Source organism: Mycobacterium sp. BMJ-28 (genome assembly GCF_054404835.1).
In genome coordinates, this window is record NZ_CM136783.1 from 1,492,397 (window position 1) to 1,511,635 (window position 19,239).

The window sequence follows — 19,239 nt, forward strand, 5'->3', positions numbered from 1 at the left end:
ACCTCGGCTCTTCGCGCGGGCGCTCATCGCACCCGAACCCGGGGATCCAGGGCCGCCAGGATCAGATCCGACAGCACCCCCGCCATCAGCACCGTCGCGCCGGAGAACACCGTCATCGCCACGATGATGTTGGTGTCCTGGGTGGCCAGGCCCTGCACGAACCATTCACCCATGCCGTGCCAGCCGAAGATCTTCTCGACGAACACCGCGCCGGTGACCAGGCCACCGACGCCGTAGGCGAACAACGTGGCCATCGGGATCAATGCGGTGCGCAGACCATGCTTGACCAGCGCCTGCCTGCGGGTCAGCCCTTTGGCCCGGGCGGTCCGGATGAAGTCCTGGCCCAACACGTCGAGCATCGCGTTGCGCTGATACCGGCTGAAACCGGCGATCGATCCCAGCGCCAGGGTCAGCGTCGGCAGCACCAGATGCTGGATCCGGTCGATGAAGATGTTCCAGCCGCCGCCGATCGCGTCGGGTGAGGTTTCCCCGGTGTATTCGAACAGTTGCACGCCGAGTACCGAATTCGCCCGCAGCGCAACCAAAATCAGCAGGCTGGCGATGACGAAGGTGGGCGTGCTGAGGATCAGCAGCGACAGCGCGGTGATCACCCGGTCCGAGAGCCGGTACTGCCGAATGGCACCCCAGGCGCCGACCACGACGCCGAGTACGGCACCGGCGATCGAGCCGATGACCACTAATCGCAGGCTGACCCCGACGCGGCGCCCCAACTCGTCGCTCACCGGCTGGCCGGCCACCGTGGTACCGAAGTCGCCGCGGGTCACTCCCGAGAGCCAGGTCAGGTAGCGCGCCGGGATGGGCTCGTCGAGGTGCAATTCGGCGGCCTTGGCGTCGATCACCGCCTGCGGGGGGCGGGGATTGCGCTGCTGCAGACTCTCCAGCGGCCGGAAGGTCAGCGACGCCATCCCGAATGCCAGAAAGGACGCCAACAACAGCAGCACCACATAGTTGAACAATCGTCGCGTCAGAAACCGCGTCATCGAACCTCCCGCATGACGCACAGGGTAGGAGATGACAGCGGCACAAGCCCGTTACCGGCGTATTGACACCTGCGCGTCAGGAGCCTCACAGCGTGATCGGTTTCACTCTCACAGCATGAACGCACCGGGCACAAAGAAACTGCAAATGTGCGCCGCCGCCCTCGGTGTCTGCGCACTCCTGGCGATCGGCGTGCTCAATGCACTGTTTTCGCATGCCGACGGCCAGCGGCCGTTGGCCGACAAGACCATGCAGGTCGGGGTGACCACCACCCTGGAATCGTCGCCGCCGACGGCGCCCGAGGTGGCGCGGGCCGTGCCCGCCATCCGGGGGCCCGCCAAGTAATCGACCCGGGCGAGCGAAGCGACGGGAAATCACACAGCCCGCTCATATCGAGCTTTCTCATACCGGCGGGGCAGCGCGTTTCCAGCGCGGCGGAGTTCGCTGGACTGCATGAAACTGATAATCACCCTGATCGGTTGTATTGCGACGGCCGCGCTGTTCGTCGTGGGCGTCGTCGTCGCCACCAGCATGACATCGGCGCAGGCAGCCGGACCCTCGGGCGGGGTGGCCACCACCACCTCCGCCGTCCCGACCGTCGAGGCCACCACCATGGCCGTCCCGGCGATCCGCGGAAAGGTGCCGCTCTATCCCGGGGAGGCACCCAACTCGGATCCGCAGGGCTGACCCTGCCGGCCGATCCCCAGGTTTCCCGGACCGGCTTCTCGGCTACCCCGAAGGTGCGGGCGGACGCCCGCACCGTCAAATCGGGCGCACAAGCGGGGGTTCAGCCGTGAACGTAAGCAGAGTCAAACTGTTGTCCGCTGCCGTCGGCGGCGGCGCCGTCCTTGCGATGGGCGCGCTGTCGGTGGCCGGCCCGGAGGTCAGCCGGGCAGATCCGCCACCGCCGGGACCGGTCAGCACCACGCCGATCACCACCGGCGAGACCGTCACCGAGACGACGGCGGTGCAATCACCCGAGCCGACCGTGTACGCGCCGCCGTTCACCTTCACCACGCCGTCGGGTTTCGCGGCGCCGCACTAGTGGTCGGGCTCGCCGATGGTGGTGATCGTCTGGGTGGCCCCGGTGCGGGTGGCGCGGATGTCGACCACGGCGTTCACCCCGAACGGCACGACGCTCTCGGCTGCCGTCGGCGGGATCACGTAAGTGCTGGTGAAACCGTCCTCGCTGCGCGCGGTGATCGAACCGGCCGACACCGCCGTCACCCTGCCCACCTGCACGATGTCGGTCTGAAATCCGCCGTGCCCGTCGGGCACCACGAATTCGCCGTGCAGGGCCGCCGGATCCACGGCGCCGTGACCGGACCGGCCCTGGCCGCCGCCGAACGGTCCCGCCACGCCCGGCGGCCCACCCTCGAAGCCGGGACCGAAGCCCGGGCCGAAACCCCCGCCATGACTGCCGGCGGCACTGGCCGCGTAGACCGCGCCGCCGCCCAGCACCCCGATCACCGCGGCCACCCCGACCGCGGCGATCGTCTCGCGTTTACCCCACCGACGGTCCTGTGGATGTCCCCACGGGCCCTCTTCGGTCACTGGCTCGATGCTCGGCTCGCTCATAGGTCAACTCTGACCGCTTCGGCTATGCGCCGGCTGTGAGACGTGACGGTTGTGCACAGATGGCGCATCATTCATAGGTTGCGCATAGGAACGGCACAGTGCTTGCCTACTCGTCGTTTGCATACTGAACGATGTGACGACAGCGATGAACGGTGTGGCAAACGGGATGACCAACGGATCGAACTTCGACTCCGACCCGGCGCGCGTCGTGATGCGCAGGGCCGACGGCAAGCCCATCAATGTCTTGGTGGTCGACGACGAGCCGGTGTTGGCCGAGCTGGTGTCCATGGCGCTGCGGTACGAGGGCTGGGACATCGAAACCGCGGGTGACGGTGCCAGCGCGATCGAGCTGGCCAAGGAGAACCCGCCCGACGTGGTGGTACTCGACGTCATGCTGCCGGACATGAGCGGCTTGGACGTGCTGCGCAAGCTGCGCGACCAGCAGCCCGGCCTGCCGCTGTTGCTGCTCACGGCCAAGGACTCGGTCGAGGACCGGATCGCCGGCCTGACCGCCGGCGGAGACGACTACGTCACCAAGCCGTTCAGCCTCGAAGAGGTGGTGCTGCGGTTGCGTGCGCTGCTGCGCCGCACCGGGGTGGCCAACGAAGCCGGCGGCGCCCAGATCGTGGTGGGCGACCTGGTGCTCGACGAGGACAGCCATGAAGTCACTCGGGGCGGCGACCAGATCTCGCTGACCGCCACCGAATTCGAGCTGCTGCGGTTCATGATGCGCAACGCCAAGCGGGTGCTGAGCAAGGCGCAGATCCTCGATCGGGTGTGGAGCTACGACTTCGGCGGCCGTTCCAATATCGTCGAGCTCTATGTGTCCTACCTGCGTAAGAAGATCGACAGTGGCCGGGAGCCGATGATCCACACACTGCGCGGCGCCGGGTACGTGCTGCGGCCCCCGCGCTGAGGTGAGAAGTCGCGTCCTGGCACCACGGACCTGGTCGCTGCGGATGCGGCTGCTGGTCACCCAGGTCACCCTGCTGGCCTTGCTGTGCCTGGGCATCGGCGTGGCCATCGAGTTCGCCCTGCAGCGCTTCCTGATCCACCAGCTCGACACCCAGCTGCTGGAGGCGGGCAGGCGCTCGGCGGGCATCGTGGACCTGCCGCCACCCCCGTTCCCGCCGCCGCCCGGCGACGGGCCGCAGCACAACGGCGGCCCGCCGTTGTTCCGGTTCGATCCGGAAGTCGGCCCGGGTCCCGGGTTCCTCAACGCGCCCGGGCAGGCCATCCGCACCGTCGGCATGGTGATCGGGCACGACGGGTCCCTGGACGCCGGGGTGATCACCTCCGAGGGCGCGACCGCCGATATCAGCTCGACCGCGGCCGCCCAGCTGGCCGCCGTGCCGCCGACCCACACCGCCATCGGCATGCACCTGGACGGCCTGGGTTCCTACCGGGTGCTGGCCCTGCACGCCCATCGCAGCGGCCGGGTCGTGGTGGTGGGCCTGCCGACCACCGTCGTCGACGACACCCTGCTGTGGGTGCTGGCGATGCTGTGCGTCGTCGCCGCGATCGCCCTGGCCGGTGCGATCATCGCCTGCATCTGGATCATCCGTCGTCAATTGGCGCCGCTGTCAAGGCTTTCCGCGGCCGCCCGCGACGTGGCCGACCTGGAGCTGGACCATGGGGAGGTCATGCTGCCCACCCAGATCGTCGCGGTCGCTCCAGATACCGTGCACACCGAGGTCGGCCAGCTCGGGTCCGCGCTGAACCGGATGCTGGACCGGATCGCCGGTGCGCTGTCGGCCCGGCACGCCAGCGAGACGCGGGTCCGCCAGTTCGTATCGGACGCCAGCCACGAGCTGCGCACACCGCTGGCGGCCATCCGCGGCTACACCGAGCTGGCGCAGCGCAAGCGCAACGAACTGCCGCCCGACGTCGCCCACGCGGTGAGCCGGGTGGAGTCCGAAGCCCAGCGGATGACCACCCTGGTGGAGGACATGCTGCTGCTGGCCCGGCTGGACGAGGGCCGGCCCCTGGAGCGTGTGCAGGTCGACGTGTCCCAGCTGGTGGTCGACGCCGTCAGCGATGCGCACGCGACCGGGCCCGATCACGAATGGTCGCTGGACCTGCCCGAGGAGCCGGTGCAGATCATCGGCGACCATGCCCGGCTGCATCAGGTGCTGGCCAACCTGCTGGGCAACGCCCGCACGCACACACCGGCAGGGACGTCGGTGGTCACCTCCCTGAGTGTCACCTCCGCCGGCGATGTGCAGCTGACCGTCGCCGATGACGGCCCTGGCATTCCGGCCAAGTTGCAGCCGGAGGTGTTCGAGCGGTTCGCCCGGGGGGACTCGTCGCGCTCGCGCCGGATGGGCAGTACCGGGCTCGGCCTGGCGATCGTGGCCGCCGTGATCCGGGCGCACGGCGGGCGCCTGGAACTGCACAGCGTGCCGGGTGACACCAAGTTCGTCGTCACCCTGCCCGGAGGGCAGTCACAGCCAACACACAGCCCGGACAAAACCGCCTCGTAGCGGGGATGGTCAGGATCGAGTAGGTGACCGCCGTACTGTCCGAGGTGTCTGTGCCCGTGCCCGCATCGACCCCGCGCCGCCGTGCGGTGGGGGAGCGGGCCGCGTTGACGGTGCTACTCGCCGGGACGGCGGTGCTGTACCTGTGGAACCTGTCGATCAGCGGCTGGGCCAACAGTTTCTATTCCGCCGCCGCGCAGGCCGGTGCGAGCGACTGGACCGCCATGCTGTTCGGGTCCAGTGACGCCGCCAACGCCATCACCGTCGACAAGACCCCGGCGGCGCTGTGGTTGATGGATATCTCGGTGCGGCTCTTCGGGTTACACCCGTGGAGCGTGCTGCTGCCGCAGGCCCTGGAGGGGCTGGCGGCAGTGGCCGTGCTGTATGCCGCGGTGCGCAGGGCGGCCGGCCCCGGCGCGGCCCTGCTGGCCGGCGTGGTGCTGGCACTGACGCCCGCCGCGGCACTCATCTTCCGGTTCAACAATCCCGATGCGCTGCTGGTGCTGCTGCTGGTGGCCGGCGCCTATTGCGTGCAGCGGGCGTGTGAGCCGGACAGCAGCCGCTGGTGGATGATCGGGGTCGGGGTGGCCGGGGGATTCGCGTTCCTGGCCAAGATGTTGCAGGCATTCCTGGTGCTGCCGGCGTTCGCGGCGGCCTACCTGATCTGCGCCGCCGCGCCGCTGCGCACCCGGTTGGCGCGCCTCGGCGCCGGCGTGGTGGCGCTGGTGGTGTCCGGTGGCTGGTATCTGCTGCTGGTCGAGGTCTGGCCGGCCGCCGCACGGCCGTATATCGGCGGCTCGCAACACGACAGCATCTTCGAGCTCGCCCTTGGCTACAACGGGGTCGGCCGGCTGACCGGCGACGAGGTCGGCGGGCTGGGCAATCTGAACCACGATGTCGGCTGGGACCGGCTGCTGGGCTCCCAGATGGGCACTCACATCGCGTGGCTGCTGCCGGCCGCGCTGATCTGCCTGGCCGCCGGGCTGGTGCTGACCCGGCACTCGCCACGTACCGACGTCACCCGGGCCGCGCTGATCATGTGGGGTGGCTGGCTGGTGGTGACGGCGGTGGTGTTCAGCTACGCCAACGGCATTCTGCACCCGTACTACACCGTGGCGCTCGCCCCGGCGATCGGGGCCTGCGTCGGCATCGGAGCAAACCTGTTGTGGCGCAACAGATCCGATCTTCGGTGCAGCACCGCGCTGGCCGGCACCGTCGTGGTCACCGTGGTGCTGGCGGCGGTGCTGCTGGGCCGTCAGGCCGAGTGGATGCCGTGGCTGCGCGCGGCGGTGGCGATCCTCGGGATCGCCGCGGCCGTCCTGATCGTGGTGGCAGGCCGGTTGCCCCGGCCGGTGTCGACGATCGCCGGCGCCCTGGCGATCGCGGCCTGCCTGGCCGGACCCGGGGCCTATGCCATCGCCACCGCGGCCGGCCCGCACAGCGGCGCCATCCCGTCGGTGGGTCCCGGGCGTAGCTTCGGCGCCGGATTCGGGGGCGGGCCGTTCGACTCGCCCACCCCCAAACCCGCCCTGACGGCGATGCTGACCGCCGACGCCGGGGACTACACCTGGGTGGCGGCCACCGTCGGCTCCACCAATGCCGCCGGTTATCAGCTGGCCACCGGCGCGCCCGTGATGGCCGTCGGTGGCTTCAACGGCACCGATCCCGCGCCCACCTTGGCGGAGTTTCAGAAACTGGTGGCGGACAAGGAAATCCACTACTTCATCCGTGCGGTGATGATGGGCAACTGGCGGGGTCAGAACAGCGGCAGTCGCGATGCGGCAGATATCGCGTCCTGGGTGCAGAGCCACTACACCGCGGTACCGGTGGCCGGCGTCACGGTCTACGACCTGACCCGGCCCCTGGATTCATAGGTTTCGCATAGCTTGCGCCAACGGCCGACACACGCCACGAGCCAAATATGGACGTCATGACAGACATCGCCTTCGCCGCACGGCCCAACGCCGTACAGGTCGCCCGCTCGCAAGCCGTCCCGGTGGTCGACGTGGTGGTGCCGGTGTACAACGAACAGGCCGCCCTGGCCACCTCGGTGCGGCGACTGCACCGCCACCTGCAGGACAACTTCCCGTTTCCGGTCCGCATCACCATCGCCGACAACGCCAGCATCGACGACACCCCGCGGATCGCCGCCGAGCTGGCTGCCGAACTGGAAGATGTCCGGGTGGTGCGCCTCGAGCAGAAGGGCCGTGGCCGGGCCCTGCACCACGTGTGGTCGCTGTCGGACTCGCCGGTGCTGGCCTACATGGACGTGGACCTGTCCACCGACCTGGCCGCGCTGGCGCCGCTGGTGGCCCCGCTCATCTCCGGACATTCCGACCTGGCGATCGGTACCCGGCTGTCCCGCAACGCCCGGGTGGTGCGCGGACCCAAGCGCGAGATCATCTCGCGCTGCTACAACTTCATCCTCAAGTCCACCCTGGCGGCGGGCTTCTCCGACGCGCAGTGCGGCTTCAAGGCCATCCGCGCCGACGTCGCCCGCGAACTGCTGCCCTACGTCGAGGACACCGGATGGTTCTTCGACACCGAGCTGCTGGTGCTGGCCGAACGCACCGGGCTGCGCATCCACGAGGTGCCGGTGGACTGGGTCGACGACCCCGACAGCCGCGTCGACATCATCGCCACCGCGACGGCCGATCTGTTGGGGGTGGGCCGGTTGTTGCGTGGGTTTGCCAACGGCTCCATCCCGATCAACACCATTGCCGCCCAGCTCGGTTCGCGCCGTGCGGCGGCGCCGCGTTCGCTGCTGCGCCAAGTGGTGCGCTTCGGCACCATCGGCGTCGCATCCACCATCGCCTACCTGCTGTTGTTCATGGCCCTGCACGCCTCGATCGGTGCACAGGCGGCGAACCTGGTGGCGCTGCTGATCACCGCGGTCGCCAACACCGCGGCCAACCGCCGGTTCACCTTCGGGGTGCGCGGTGGCGCCGGTGCGGCCAAGCATCAATTCGAGGGCCTGATCGTGTTCGGTATCGCGCTGGCGATCACCAGCGGCTCGCTGGCCGGCCTGCACGCCTTCGTCGAACAACCCCACAAACTCGTCGAATTGACCGTCCTGGTGCTGGCCAACCTGGTGTCCACCGCCGTCCGCTTCGTACTGCTGCGCGGCTGGGTGTTCCACCCCCGCCGCGCCGCCTAGAGCCCCTGCTACGCAGAAGGATTGAGATGACTGTGACTGATTCCCGGCCGGCCGAGGCGGCGCCCGCCGGGCCCGGCCGGGCCGCGCGTCTGCTACTCGGCGACGAGACGCAGGCGCGCTGGGAGCGGCCGGGACTGCTGAGCCTGCTGGCCGCCACCGCCGTGCTCTACCTCTGGGGTCTGGGCTCCAACGGCTGGGCCAACAGCTACTACGCCGCGGCCGCGCAGGCCGGTACCCAGTCTTGGAAAGCCTTGTTCTTCGGCTCTTTCGATGCGGGCAATGCCATCACGGTGGACAAGCCGCCCGCGGCGATGTGGGTGATGGGCCTGTCCGGCCGGCTGTTCGGCTTCAACGAATTCACCATGCTGTTACCGCAGGCGTTGATGGGTGTGGCCGCGGTGGGCGTGCTCTACGCCACCGTGCGGCGGTGCAGCGGGCCGGGCGCGGGCCTGATCGCCGGTGCCGCCCTGGCGCTCACCCCGGTGGCGGCCTCGATGTTCCGCTACAACAATCCCGACGCACTGCTGGTGCTGCTGCTGGTGATCGCCGCCTACTGCACGGTGCGGGCCAGCACCACCGCATCGGCGGGCGCCATGACGAAATGGATGGCGCTCACCGGGTGCGCCGTCGGCTTCGCGTTCCTGACCAAGATGCTGCAGGCATTCCTGGTCCTGCCCGGGTTGGGCATCGCCTTCCTGATCGCCGGCGGTGCGACGGTCGGCAGGCGGGTCGGCGCGCTGGCCGTCGGTGTGGTGTCGATGGTGTTCGCCGCCGGCTGGTACATCGCCCTGGTCGGCCTGTGGCCGGCCGACGCCCGGCCCTATATCGCCGGCTCCACCGACAACAGCCTGTTGCAGCTCGCCTTCGGCTACAACGGAATCCAGCGCATCACCGGAAACAATCAGCCCGGCGGCGGGGGACACCTCCCGGGCGGTCCCGGCGGGGAGGGCGGCCGGAACGTGTTCTTCGGCGGCGAGCCCGGGATCGGCCGGCTGTTCAACGATTTCATGGGCACCGAGGTGTCCTGGTTGCTGCCCGCGGCGCTGATCGGCCTGGCGGCCGGGTTGTGGTTCACCCGGCGCAGCGCGCGCACCGCGAAGGTGCGCGCACAGCTGATCCTGTGGGCCGGCTGGCTCGTGGTCACCGGTGCGGTGTTCAGCTACATGGACGGCACCGTGCACCCGTACTACGCCGTGGCCCTGGCTCCGGCGGTGGCGGCCCTGGTGGGCATCTCGGTGGCCGAGCTGTGGCAGGGACGGCAGTTCCTGGCGCCGCGGCTGGTGCTGGCCGTCATGCTGGCCGGCACCGGGGTGTGGACATTCATCCTGCTCAACCGCACACCGGAATGGTGGCCGGCGCTGCGCTGGATCGTGCTGATCGGCTCGGTCCTGCTGGCCGCGGTGCTGGCGGTGGGGATGCACAAGCTGGGCAAGGCGACCCTTGCGGTAGCCGCAGCGGCAATGCTTTTCGGCTTCGCCGGCAGTGCTGCGTACGCGATCTCGACGGTGGCCAACGGGCATTCCGGTGGGCCGATGCCCAGCTCTGGGCCGGCCCGCGCCGGCGGTGGCTTCGGCCCGCCCGGTGCCGATGGACCGGGCGGATGGGGCCGGCACGGCGACGACGCCGCTCTGGCCGCACTGATCACCGGACTCGACAACCGTTGGGCCGCAGCGACGATCGGTTCGATGCAGGCCGGCGACCTGGAACTGAAAACGGGCGCCTCGATCATGTCCATCGGCGGTTTCGCCGGCGGTGACGACGCACCGACACTGGAGCAGTTCCAGCACTACGTGACCGAGGGCCAGGTGCGGTACTTCATCGCAGGTGACCGGGGACCGGGCGGGCACGGCGGCCCGGGCTCGGCCAGCGACAGTGCGGGCGCGCAGATCTCGGCGTGGGTGCCCCAGCATTACGCCAAGCTGGATGTCGGTGGCACGACGGTGTACGACCTGAGCAAGCCACTCACCTGATGAGCGATTTCGGCGCGCCTACCCGCGACAGACGCGGGTAGGCGCGCCGAAATCACTTCGACGAGCGTCACGTCCGCCAGCGCGACAACCGGTGCTCGACGGCGACCAGTAAGCCGTTGAACGCCAGCCCGACGAGGGCGATGGCCACGATCCCGGCGTACATGTTCGGGATCTGGAAGTTCAGCTGTGACGCCGTGATCAGGTATCCCAGGCCGGCTTTGGCGCCGACCATCTCCGCGGCGATGAGCACCAGGATCGATGACGCCGCGGCCATCCGCAGGCCGGTGAAGATGGTGGGCACCGATGCGGGCAGGACCACCTTCTGGAACAGCCTGACCGGCGACAGGCCCAGCGAGCGTGCCGACCGGATCAACAGCGGGTCGACGGTGCGCACCCCCGAGATGGTGTTCAGCAGAATCGGAAACGTCGACGCGTAGACCACCAGCGCCACCTTGGACGTCTCGCCGATGCCGAGGATCAGGATGAAGACCGGCAGCAGTGCCAGGGCCGCGGTGTTGCGGAACAGCTCCAGAATCGGGTTGAGGAACTCGGCGACCGGGCGGTACCAGGCGATGGCGACGCCCAGCGGAATCGCCACCAGCACCGCGATGGCGAAGCCGGCGACGGCCCTGGACAGGCTCGCCGACACATGCTCGGTCAGTTGGCCGTTGCCGACCAGTTCCACGAAGGCCGCCGCCACCTCGCTGAACGGCGGCAGGAACACCTTGTCGACCAGGCCTATCCGCGGGGCCGCCTCCCACACCGCGAGGAACGCCAGGATTGCCACCGCCGGCTTCAACAGGGCCCAGGCGAGGGAGGTCAACCGCCTGCCCACCCGCCGCGGCGGTGAGCCGGCGGGCAGTGCAGCGGTCTGCGCGTGGGGAGCCGGGGCAAGCAGACTAGACATGCGATACCCCGGCCGATGACGCGGCGAGTTCCAGTGAGCGGGCCCGCTCGACCTCGTCGTGCAATAGTGACCAGACGTGGTGGCGCAGCGCCCGGAAACCCTCCTCGGAGCGGACATCCGGCGCGCTGCGGTCGATTTCGACATCGACGATGTTCTTGATCCGCCCGGGCCGCGAGGTCAGTACCGCGACCCGCTGACCCAGGTAGATGGCCTCGTCGATGCCGTGGGTGATGAAGAGGATGGTCTTTCCGGTGGTTTCCCAGATCCGCAGCAGTTCGTCCTGCAGGGACTCCCTGGTCTGGGCGTCCAGCGCGGCGAAGGGTTCGTCCATCAGCAGTACCTCGGGGTCGAAAGCCAGGCTGCGGGCGATGGCCACCCGCTGCTTCATCCCGCCGGAGAGTTCGTGCGGATAGCGGTCGCCGAAACTGCGCAGGCCGACCAGATTCAGGTAGTATTCGGCCCGATCCCGGCGCTCCGCCGCGCGCAGTCCCTTTGCCTCCAAGCCGAATTCGATGTTCTTGCGGGCCGTCCGCCAGGGCAGCAGCGCGTACTGCTGGAACACGATGCCGCGGTCCAATCCCGGCCCGGTGATGGGTCGTCCGTCGAGCAGGATCTCACCCGAGGTGGGGGCGGTCAGGCCGCCGAGCAGATCCAGCAGGGTCGACTTCCCGCAGCCGCTCGGTCCGACCAGCACCAGGAACTCGCCGCCGGCCAGGTCGATGGTGATATCGGAGACCGCGGTGAACGGGGTGGCCTCGCCGCGGATGGTGAACCGCTTGGTCACCTGCCGCAGACTGAGTTTGGGGATTTCGGTCATTTCTTCGCCAGGGCCTGTCCGTCGGGTCCGCTGCCGTCGGGGTAGGTGCCGTTGGCGTACGGGTTGTATTGGTTGGTGTACAGGTTTTTGGCCTGCAGTTTGTTCTGCTGCAGTTCACCGTTGCGGACCAGCCAGTCGATCCAGAGTTGCAGGGACTGTTCGGTGATGACACCGCCGGGTTCGGCCACCCCGGTGCTCTTCCAATAGTCGGCGTTGTCGGCGCTCTCGTTGCGCCCGCGAGCGCCGATGATCTGTTTGAACTTGGCGATGACCTCGGGGCGGGGCGTGAGCTGCGCCCACCGGATGGCGCGGGCGGTGCCCTGGGTGAAGTCGGCGACGGCGTCCTCGTTGGCGGCCAGGAAATCGTTGCGCACGACGTAGGTGCCGTAGGTGAAATCGCCGAAAAGGGACCCGTCGGTGAACAACGGGCGGATGCCGCCGCGGGTGAGCGCCCGGTCCCGCCAGATGTCGTTCAAGGCGACCGCGTCGATGTTTCCCTGACGCAGCGACTGTTCGGCGTTGACCGGCGGAACGACGGTCAGCTCGACCTGTTTGGTCTCGGCACTGGACAGCCCCTGGCGGGCCAGCCACTCCCGCATGACGAATTCCTGGTGCGCGCCAAGGGTGTTCATCCCGAACTTCTTGCCGATCAGGTCGCGCGCGCTGTGGATGGGGCTGCCGTCCGGCACGTAGTAGCCGGTGAAGTTCTCCTTGTCCGAACCGTAGTAACCGATGATCGAGGTGATCGGCGAGCCCGCCGCGGCCAGCTTGACCACCGCACCGTTGAACGCGCCGCCCACGTCGATGTCGCCGGTCGCGGCGGACTGGATGTCCTGCGGTCCGCTGGTGGTGTTGCCCACCCATTTCAGCTTGATCTTCTGGAAATAGCCCAGGTTCTCGGCGAGTTCGGGATACGTGACCTGGCTGGCCCACCCCTGATATCGGATGACGGACCTGCCGTCCTCGACCGCCGCCTTGTGCGAAGACGACCCACACGCCGAGACCAGGACGGCCAGCGCCAGGGTCGAGATCGCCAGGGCCAGTGCACGTGATCTCATTGCTGCGATGTTGCCCAGGACGGCCGCGGGCGACAACAGTTCGGCGCCCGCGCGATTATTACTCGGCACGATTGCAGCCGTGGTGCGTTGGGGCGGCCATGCTTACCGTGGTGCGAACGCGAAGTCGATCATTCGCGCCGTCAGGGGGTGTGCACGTGGCCGATCTCGATGAACTGGTGGCGGACGTGTTCGTCGCCGGAGGTGGGCCGGCCGCGTGTTGGGCCGCGCTGCGTGCTGCTGCCGGCGGTGCCGATGTGGTGCTGGCGGACAAGGGCTACTGCGGCACCAGCGGTGCGACCGCGTCGGCGGGGACCGGTGTCTGGTACGTCGCGCCGGATCCGGCGGCCCGCGCCGAGGCCATCGCCAGCCGCGACGGGCTGGGCGGCCATCTGGCCGATCACCGGTGGGCGGCCCGGGTGCTCGACGAGACCTATCACCGGATCAACGAATTCGCCGATGCGGCCCGGTTCCCGTTCCCCGTCGGGCCGGATGGCGTGCAGTTGCGCAACGGCCTGCAGGGCCCGGAGTACATGCGCCGGATGCGAATCCTGTTGCGCAGGGCCGGGGTGCGGATTCTGGACCACAGCCCCGTCACCGAACTGCTGGTGGCCGCCGACGGCGCGGCCGCCGGAGCGGTCGGGTACCAGCGCCGGCGACAGAAGGCATACCGGGTGCGTTCCGGTGCGGTGGTGCTGGCCACCGGCGGCTGCGCCTTCCAATCCAAAGCCCTTGGCTGCGACGTGAACACCGGGGACGGCACGCTGTTCGCGGTCGAGGCCGGAGCCGAGCTGTCCGGGATGGAATTCTCCAACGCCTACGGGATCGCCCCGCTGGGCACCTCGGTGACCAAGACGGCGTTCTACCACTTCGCCACCTTCTACCGGGAAGACGGTTCGGTGCTGGACGGGGCCAGTGGCCGGCAACGGTCACCGATCGCTGCGGAGTTGTTGCGCGGCAAGGTGTTCTGCCAACTGGACAAAGCCGACGGGCCGAACCGAGCGGCGATGCGCCGGGCGCAGCCGAACTTCTTCCTGACGTTCGACCGGATGGGCGTCGACCCGTTCACCCAGAAGTTCGCCGTGACGCTGCTCGGCGAGGGCACCGTGCGTGGCACCGGCGGCATCCGCATCGTCGACGACGAGTGCGCCACCACGGTGGCGGGACTCTATGCGGCCGGTGACGCCGCCACCCGGGAACTCATCTGCGGCGGATTCAGCGGTGGCGGCAGCCACAATGCCGCGTGGGCGATCTCGTCGGGGAACTGGGCCGGTGCCGGAGCCGCGCGCTACGCGCGGGCGGTCGGGCAGGCGGCGAAGGCACGCAAGGTGACCGCGATCGGCGGTGCGGGCATCCGGCCACGCTCCGGCCGTCGGTCCGCGGACCATGCCGGGGTGGTGACCGCCGTGCAGGCCGAGGTGCTGCCGTACGACAAGAACTATCTACGCCGAGGACCCGTGCTGGCCACCGCGCTCGGCGTGCTCGACGCGGTGTGGGCCGACGTCAACGCCTCGCTGACCGGCGACGGCGAGCAGTTGATCCGCAGCAGGCAGGCAGCGGCGATGACGGCACACGCCCGGTGGATGTACCGCACCGCCCTGGCGCGGACCGAGACCAGGGGCATGGCCAAACGGCTGGACTTCCCCGACCAGGATCCCGGACAGCACCATCGGCTCATCACCGGCGGACTGGACGAGATCTGGGTGCGCCCGGAGTCGGTGCACCCGCTGGAGGTGGCTTCGTGATCGAACTGGTGTCGGCGCAGCGGTGTATCGCCTGTGACAAGTGCGTCGAGGTGTGCCCGACCAATGTGTTCGACCGAGGGCCGGGCGGTGTCCCGCTGATCAGCAGGCAGAGCGACTGCCAGACCTGCTTCCAGTGCGAGGCCAACTGCCCCGTCGATGCACTGTTCGTATCGCCGTACGTCGCACCCGCACCGGTCGAAGAGGACGCCCTGGTGCGTACCGGACTGCTCGGCAGCTACCGGGAACGCATCGGCTGGGGTAAGGGCCGTGCGTCGGGCACCCGCAATGCCATCGGCCCGGCGCTGGAGCCGGGGGCCACACCGCTCATCTCCTAGCGATTTCGGCGCGGGCCAGCGCGGTGAGCGCGGCGGCGGTGCGATCGCAGAAGGCGTCGCATCCGGCCAGCCCGCGAGTCATGGCGCGGACCACGGTGGTGGCGACCAGGAAGTCGAACACGGTGTTCGCCCGGTCGGAGTCGCCGAGCAGCTCGGTCATCATCACCCGGACGTCGGCTTCGGCGCGCAGCACCAGCCGTTCGTAGATCGACTCGTCGTGGTGATAGGCGGTGAGCAGTCCGGGCAGCGCCGCGCGCGTCACCGGGTCGGCCAGCCTGTTCAGGAACATCGCGACCCAGCCGCGCAGATCGCGGTACAGGTCGCCGGTGGCAGCCGGTGCCGGTACGGAGTCGGTGGGGCCGAACGCCGCGTCCTCGACCAGTGCCTCCTTGCTCGGCCAGCGCCGGTACAGGGTCGGTGCGCCGACCCCCGCGCGTTTGGCGATGGCGACCATGGTGGTGTCCTGGTAGCCCTTTTCGACCAGGAGTTCGCGGGTGGCCTGCAGGACGGCCACGTCCTTGGCGGGGTCGCGCGGGCGCCCCGCTGCGGTAGTCATGCCAAAAACCTAGTCCCTTCCGAAATGAAGTGTTACGTTACGACGTATAACGTAATTAGGAAGGTTCACCCGATGCTCACTCCGCACGACGAACTGCTCTGCCATCAACTGCCCACCACCTTCGACCATGTCGCCCAGTCGGACCTGCGCTGGACCGAGCGCATCGTCATGTACGGGTTCGACCGCTCCGGCGAGATCAACGTGATGACCGGTCTGGCGCGCTATCCCAATCGCAACGTGACCGACGCCTACGCGATGGTGACCCGCCGCGACGGCCAGGCCAGGGTGGTCCGGATGTCGACCGAACTGAACCCCCAAACAGGTTCTCTCGGAGCGTATTCGGTGGGGCCGTTCACCTACACGGTGGAAGATCCGTTGCGCACGGTCCGGGCCCAGTTGGCGCCCAACGACCAGGGTGTCAGTCTGGACCTGCGGCTACGCGGCCAGTTTCCCGCTTATGAGCAGACTCCGGCGTTTCACCGCAGCCGCGGCCGGGTGAGCGAGGATGCGCGGCGGTTCTACCAGAACGGCGCGCTGGAGGGTTGGATCGAGATCGATGGTGAGCGGATCGAGATCGACCCGGCGCGTTGGTGGTTCGGGCGCGACCACTCGTGGGGCGTGCGCAATGGACCCGGCGGGGGCAGTTTGCCCGAGGGTGCGAACCTGCAGCCGCAGGAAATTCCGGACGGCATCCTCTACTACATGGGGATATTCCAATTCGACGATGAGCTGGTGCATTTCGCGCAACGCGAGACCAGCACGGGGGAGCGCTGGCAGTTCGAGGGCGAGATCCTGCAGCCGGTGGCCTCGGGGCGTCCGACGGCTTCCCTCATCGATGTCGAGCACGATCTGAAGTTTCGCGATGACCTGCGGGTGATCAGCGGCGGCACCTTCACCGTGCATCGCTCCGACCGCAGCACCAGTACCGTCGAGGTCGCCCCGATCACCGACTTCTGGCCGGGTCTGGCCGGTTACGTCGAGGTCGGCGGCTACGCCTCCGGGCATTGGCGCGGAACCGATTTCCTGGATGGCTTCACCGCCGACACCACCGACCTGGATGTGATCAGGCCGGTGAGCCTGCTGTCCGAGACGCTCTGCGAGGTGCGGATGGACGGCAAGACCGGTTACGGCCTGGTGGAGATGGTGTTCGTCGGCGCCTACCCGCGATACGGATATGCCGGATGGTGAGGACGCTCGTCGAGGAACTGCCCGTGGCGCTGGAAAATGTCGTCCGGCAGCGTATTCCGGGATCGGCCAAGGCGCGTGTCGTCAACTGGGTGCCGAGTCCGGGTGGATTCTCAACCGAGACATATCTTTTCGACGTCACAGATAGGGATGACGGTTCCACGCTCGGTCTGGTGTTCCGCCGGCCGCCGGAATTCCAGACCCTGCCCGACTACGACCTGCGCCGGCAGTACCTCGTCATGCAGCGACTGGCGTCCTCACCGGTCCCGGTGCCGTCCATGCGCTGGATCGACCCGTACGGCGGCGCCCTGGGCACCCCGTATCTGGTGATGGACCGCGTCGATGATGTGGTCGGCGTCAGCGACGTGCCGCCGTATCACAGCGCCGGGATCTTCGCCGACACCGACGACGCCGGCCGGGCCACCCTGTGGAACGGCTGCGTCGACCTGATCGCTGCCGTGCACCGCATCGACACGCGATCCCGCCGGCTGGGCTTCCTGGGCGCGTCCACCCCCGAGGCGCTCACCGGTTTCCTGCGCTACGGATTGGGCTGGGCGTATGACGGCCTTCCGCTGCACCCGACATTCACCCGGGCGCTGGCCTGGCTGGAGGCGCACCCGTACCGGCCGCAGCGGGTGGGGCTGTGCTGGGGGGACGCCCGGATGTCGAATGTGTTGTACCGGCCCGATCTGACCCCGAAGGCGGCGCTGGACTGGGAGCTCGCCTACCTCGGCGACCAGGCCGCCGACATCAGCTGGCTGCTGATGACCGATTGGGTGAGCAGCCCGCTGCCTGACAACGCCGCGGCGCCGGGCACGCCCAGCCGAGAGGAGACCGTCGACCGGTACCAGCACGGCGTCGGGCACCGGATCGGCAATCTGGCGTTCTCCGATGTGACGGCCCCGCTGCTGCTGGCCGTCGCGTTGGTGCGGTTGAATCGCCGGCTGGACATCCCCGGGGTCGATCTGGCCGATCTCTGTGCCCGGCGGATCGACTTTGTCCTGAACAGCTGAACTCACTACATTTCTGGGGTGGCCGCCCCCGACACTTCCCGATTTCCCCGGGGCATGGCGTTGCTGGTGGCCGGCGCCTTCTTCATGGAGATCCTGGACGCCAGCATCCTGACCCCGGCGATCCCGGTGATGGCGGCGCAATTCGGTGTCGAGCCCATCGACGTCAATGTGGCGATCACCGCCTACCTGGTCACCGTCGCCGTGCTGATTCCGGCCAGTGGCTGGATGGCCGACCGCTTCGGGATCCGGCGGGTGTTCATCGCTGCCATCGCGGTGTTCACGCTGGCCTCGGTCGGCTGCGCGGCGAGCGTGTCGCTGCCGATGCTGGTCGGCATGCGGATCGCCCAGGGCGTCGGCGGAGCGATGATGGTGCCCGTCGGCCGGCTGGCCGTGCTGCGCTTCAGCGGCAAGGGCGATCTGGTGCGCGCGATCGCCCTGCTGACCTGGCCGGCGCTGGCCGCCCCGGTGCTGGCTCCGGTGCTGGGCGGCGCCATCGCCACCGTCGGCAACTGGCGCTGGATCTTTCTGGTCAACATCCCATTGGGCATCGTCGGATTCCTCTTGGCGCTCAAGCTGATTCGGGGTGATCCCGCACCGGAGCGGTCCCGGTTGGACTGGCCGGGGATTCTGCTGCTCGGCGGCGGGATCGCCGCGGCGCTGATCGCCCTGGAACACATCAGGGTCAGCGGCACCGACTGGCTGCTGGTCGGGGTGTGCGGCGCGGCCGCGGCGGCGCTGCTGATGGCCGCGGTGTGGCATCTGCTGCACACCGATGCGCCCCTGGTGGCGCTGCGGGTGCTGCGGGTGCGCACGCTGCGGATCACGGTGTCCGCGGGATCGCTGTACCGCTTGGTGATCACCGCGGTGCCGTTCTTGCTGCCGCTGCAGTTCCAGTTGGAGTTCGGCTGGACTCCGTTCGCGGCGGGCCTGATGGTGGCGGCATTGTTCGCGGGCAACCTCACCATCAAACCGGCGACCACACCACTGATGCGCAGGTTCGGCATCCGGACCGTGCTGCTGGTCAACGGGGTGGCCTCGGTCGGTTGCTTCGCCCTGCTGGCGGCCTTGCGGCCGGGACTGCCGGTGGCGCTCATCGCGGCCGTGCTCTACCTCAGCGGGGCGCTGCGCTCGATCGGGTTCACCGCCTACAACAGCCTCGCTTTCTCCGATGTCGACGGTGACGAGCTCACCCACGCCAACACGCTCAACGCCGCGGTGCAGGAACTGGCCGCGGGACTCGGTATCGCGCTCGCCGCCCTGCTGCTGAGCCAGCTGACGTCCTACCCGCTGACGTTCCTGGTGTTCGGCGCGGTGATGGCACTGACGCTGGTGGAATCGTTGCGGTTGCCGGGCAACGCCGGGGCGCACGTCTCCGGCACGCGCTGACGTCGGCCGAGCACAACCATTGACATCGCCGCGCCTCGGCCGCTAGATTCCCGGTT

The 19,239-nt window shown here is 68.8% G+C and carries 19 protein-coding genes; 13 read left to right on the forward strand and 6 right to left on the reverse strand.

What is annotated here, in order from left to right; translation table 11 throughout:
- Positions 1 to 23 precede the first annotated feature (23 nt).
- Complete coding sequence (locus ACXPWS_RS07405; protein ID WP_458711824.1) at positions 24 to 1,001, reverse strand: ABC transporter permease; 978 nt, start codon at positions 999 to 1,001, stop codon at positions 24 to 26.
- Positions 1,002 to 1,116: 115 nt separating this feature from the next.
- Between ACXPWS_RS07405 and ACXPWS_RS07410 the strand changes: the two genes are divergently transcribed.
- From ACXPWS_RS07410 to ACXPWS_RS07420, 3 genes are all read left to right on the forward strand, one after another.
- Complete coding sequence (locus ACXPWS_RS07410) at positions 1,117 to 1,344, forward strand: hypothetical protein (RefSeq protein ID WP_458711825.1); 228 nt, start codon at positions 1,117 to 1,119, stop codon at positions 1,342 to 1,344.
- A gap of 108 nt (positions 1,345 to 1,452) precedes the next feature.
- Positions 1,453 to 1,686: a hypothetical protein gene (locus tag ACXPWS_RS07415; protein WP_458711826.1), complete on the forward strand. Its 234-nt coding sequence runs from the start codon at positions 1,453 to 1,455 to the stop codon at positions 1,684 to 1,686.
- A 106-nt stretch (positions 1,687 to 1,792) separates the two neighbouring features.
- The gene (locus ACXPWS_RS07420; protein WP_458711827.1) at positions 1,793 to 2,044 is read left to right on the forward strand and encodes a hypothetical protein; all 252 of its coding nucleotides are present in this window, start codon (positions 1,793 to 1,795) and stop codon (positions 2,042 to 2,044) included.
- Here the strand turns inward: ACXPWS_RS07420 and ACXPWS_RS07425 are convergent.
- A complete protein-coding gene (locus ACXPWS_RS07425; protein WP_458711828.1) occupies positions 2,041 to 2,577 on the reverse strand; it encodes a hypothetical protein in 537 nt (178 codons plus the stop codon). The two genes, ACXPWS_RS07420 and ACXPWS_RS07425, sit on opposite strands and share 4 nt — an antisense overlap.
- A gap of 211 nt (positions 2,578 to 2,788) precedes the next feature.
- Between ACXPWS_RS07425 and ACXPWS_RS07430 the strand changes: the two genes are divergently transcribed.
- Genes ACXPWS_RS07430 through ACXPWS_RS07450 form a run of 5 tightly spaced genes read left to right on the forward strand, consistent with a single transcriptional unit; the run spans position 2,789 to position 10,184 of the window.
- Positions 2,789 to 3,493, forward strand: a complete 705-nt coding sequence (locus tag ACXPWS_RS07430) for a response regulator transcription factor (RefSeq protein WP_458713444.1) — start codon at positions 2,789 to 2,791, stop codon at positions 3,491 to 3,493.
- A 43-nt stretch (positions 3,494 to 3,536) separates the two neighbouring features.
- Positions 3,537 to 5,060: a sensor histidine kinase gene (locus tag ACXPWS_RS07435; protein ID WP_458713445.1), complete on the forward strand. Its 1,524-nt coding sequence runs from the start codon at positions 3,537 to 3,539 to the stop codon at positions 5,058 to 5,060.
- A gap of 23 nt (positions 5,061 to 5,083) precedes the next feature.
- Positions 5,084 to 6,931, forward strand: a complete 1,848-nt coding sequence (locus ACXPWS_RS07440; protein WP_458711829.1) for a glycosyltransferase family 39 protein — start codon at positions 5,084 to 5,086, stop codon at positions 6,929 to 6,931.
- 47 nt (positions 6,932 to 6,978) lie between these two features.
- Positions 6,979 to 8,214, forward strand: a complete 1,236-nt coding sequence (locus ACXPWS_RS07445; RefSeq protein WP_458711830.1) for a glycosyltransferase — start codon at positions 6,979 to 6,981, stop codon at positions 8,212 to 8,214.
- Positions 8,215 to 8,240: 26 nt separating this feature from the next.
- Positions 8,241 to 10,184 (forward strand): ArnT family glycosyltransferase, encoded by a 1,944-nt coding sequence (locus ACXPWS_RS07450; RefSeq protein WP_458711831.1) that lies wholly within the window; start codon positions 8,241 to 8,243, stop codon positions 10,182 to 10,184.
- A 67-nt stretch (positions 10,185 to 10,251) separates the two neighbouring features.
- Here ACXPWS_RS07450 and ACXPWS_RS07455 read toward each other — a convergent pair whose 3' ends face one another.
- The 3 genes from ACXPWS_RS07455 to ACXPWS_RS07465 are packed head-to-tail and all read right to left on the reverse strand — an operon-like array spanning position 10,252 to position 12,966.
- The gene (locus ACXPWS_RS07455) at positions 10,252 to 11,091 is read right to left on the reverse strand and encodes an ABC transporter permease (RefSeq protein ID WP_458711832.1); all 840 of its coding nucleotides are present in this window, start codon (positions 11,089 to 11,091) and stop codon (positions 10,252 to 10,254) included.
- Positions 11,084 to 11,908 carry an ABC transporter ATP-binding protein gene (locus ACXPWS_RS07460; RefSeq protein ID WP_458711833.1) on the reverse strand — a complete coding sequence of 275 codons (825 nt, stop codon included), beginning with the start codon at positions 11,906 to 11,908 and terminating at the stop codon, positions 11,084 to 11,086. Before ACXPWS_RS07460 ends, ACXPWS_RS07455 begins: the two co-directional genes overlap by 8 nt.
- Positions 11,905 to 12,966, reverse strand: coding sequence for an ABC transporter substrate-binding protein (locus ACXPWS_RS07465; protein ID WP_458711834.1), 1,062 nt, complete (start codon positions 12,964 to 12,966; stop codon positions 11,905 to 11,907). Before ACXPWS_RS07465 ends, ACXPWS_RS07460 begins: the two co-directional genes overlap by 4 nt.
- A gap of 155 nt (positions 12,967 to 13,121) precedes the next feature.
- Here ACXPWS_RS07465 and ACXPWS_RS07470 point away from each other — a divergent pair, with 155 nt between their 5' ends.
- Together ACXPWS_RS07470 and ACXPWS_RS07475 are read left to right on the forward strand one after the other, a co-directional pair.
- Positions 13,122 to 14,708, forward strand: coding sequence for an FAD-binding protein (locus ACXPWS_RS07470; protein ID WP_458711835.1), 1,587 nt, complete (start codon positions 13,122 to 13,124; stop codon positions 14,706 to 14,708).
- Positions 14,705 to 15,043, forward strand: a complete 339-nt coding sequence (locus tag ACXPWS_RS07475) for a 4Fe-4S binding protein (protein ID WP_458711836.1) — start codon at positions 14,705 to 14,707, stop codon at positions 15,041 to 15,043. Before ACXPWS_RS07470 ends, ACXPWS_RS07475 begins: the two co-directional genes overlap by 4 nt.
- On the opposite strand, the gene ACXPWS_RS07480 is transcribed toward ACXPWS_RS07475, so the two are convergent.
- Positions 15,033 to 15,599: a TetR/AcrR family transcriptional regulator gene (locus ACXPWS_RS07480; RefSeq protein WP_458711837.1), complete on the reverse strand. Its 567-nt coding sequence runs from the start codon at positions 15,597 to 15,599 to the stop codon at positions 15,033 to 15,035. The two genes, ACXPWS_RS07475 and ACXPWS_RS07480, sit on opposite strands and share 11 nt — an antisense overlap.
- Before the next feature lie 72 nt (positions 15,600 to 15,671).
- On the opposite strand from ACXPWS_RS07480, the gene ACXPWS_RS07485 reads away from it, so the two are divergent.
- The 3 genes from ACXPWS_RS07485 to ACXPWS_RS07495 are packed head-to-tail and all read left to right on the forward strand — an operon-like array spanning position 15,672 to position 19,183.
- Positions 15,672 to 16,787, forward strand: coding sequence for a hypothetical protein (locus ACXPWS_RS07485; protein ID WP_458711838.1), 1,116 nt, complete (start codon positions 15,672 to 15,674; stop codon positions 16,785 to 16,787).
- Positions 16,781 to 17,797, forward strand: a complete 1,017-nt coding sequence (locus ACXPWS_RS07490) for a phosphotransferase family protein (protein ID WP_458711839.1) — start codon at positions 16,781 to 16,783, stop codon at positions 17,795 to 17,797. The genes ACXPWS_RS07485 and ACXPWS_RS07490 overlap by 7 nt, the downstream gene beginning before the upstream one ends.
- A 54-nt stretch (positions 17,798 to 17,851) precedes the next feature.
- The gene (locus tag ACXPWS_RS07495) at positions 17,852 to 19,183 is read left to right on the forward strand and encodes an MFS transporter (protein ID WP_458713446.1); all 1,332 of its coding nucleotides are present in this window, start codon (positions 17,852 to 17,854) and stop codon (positions 19,181 to 19,183) included.
- The last annotated feature ends 56 nt before the right edge of the window (positions 19,184 to 19,239 follow it).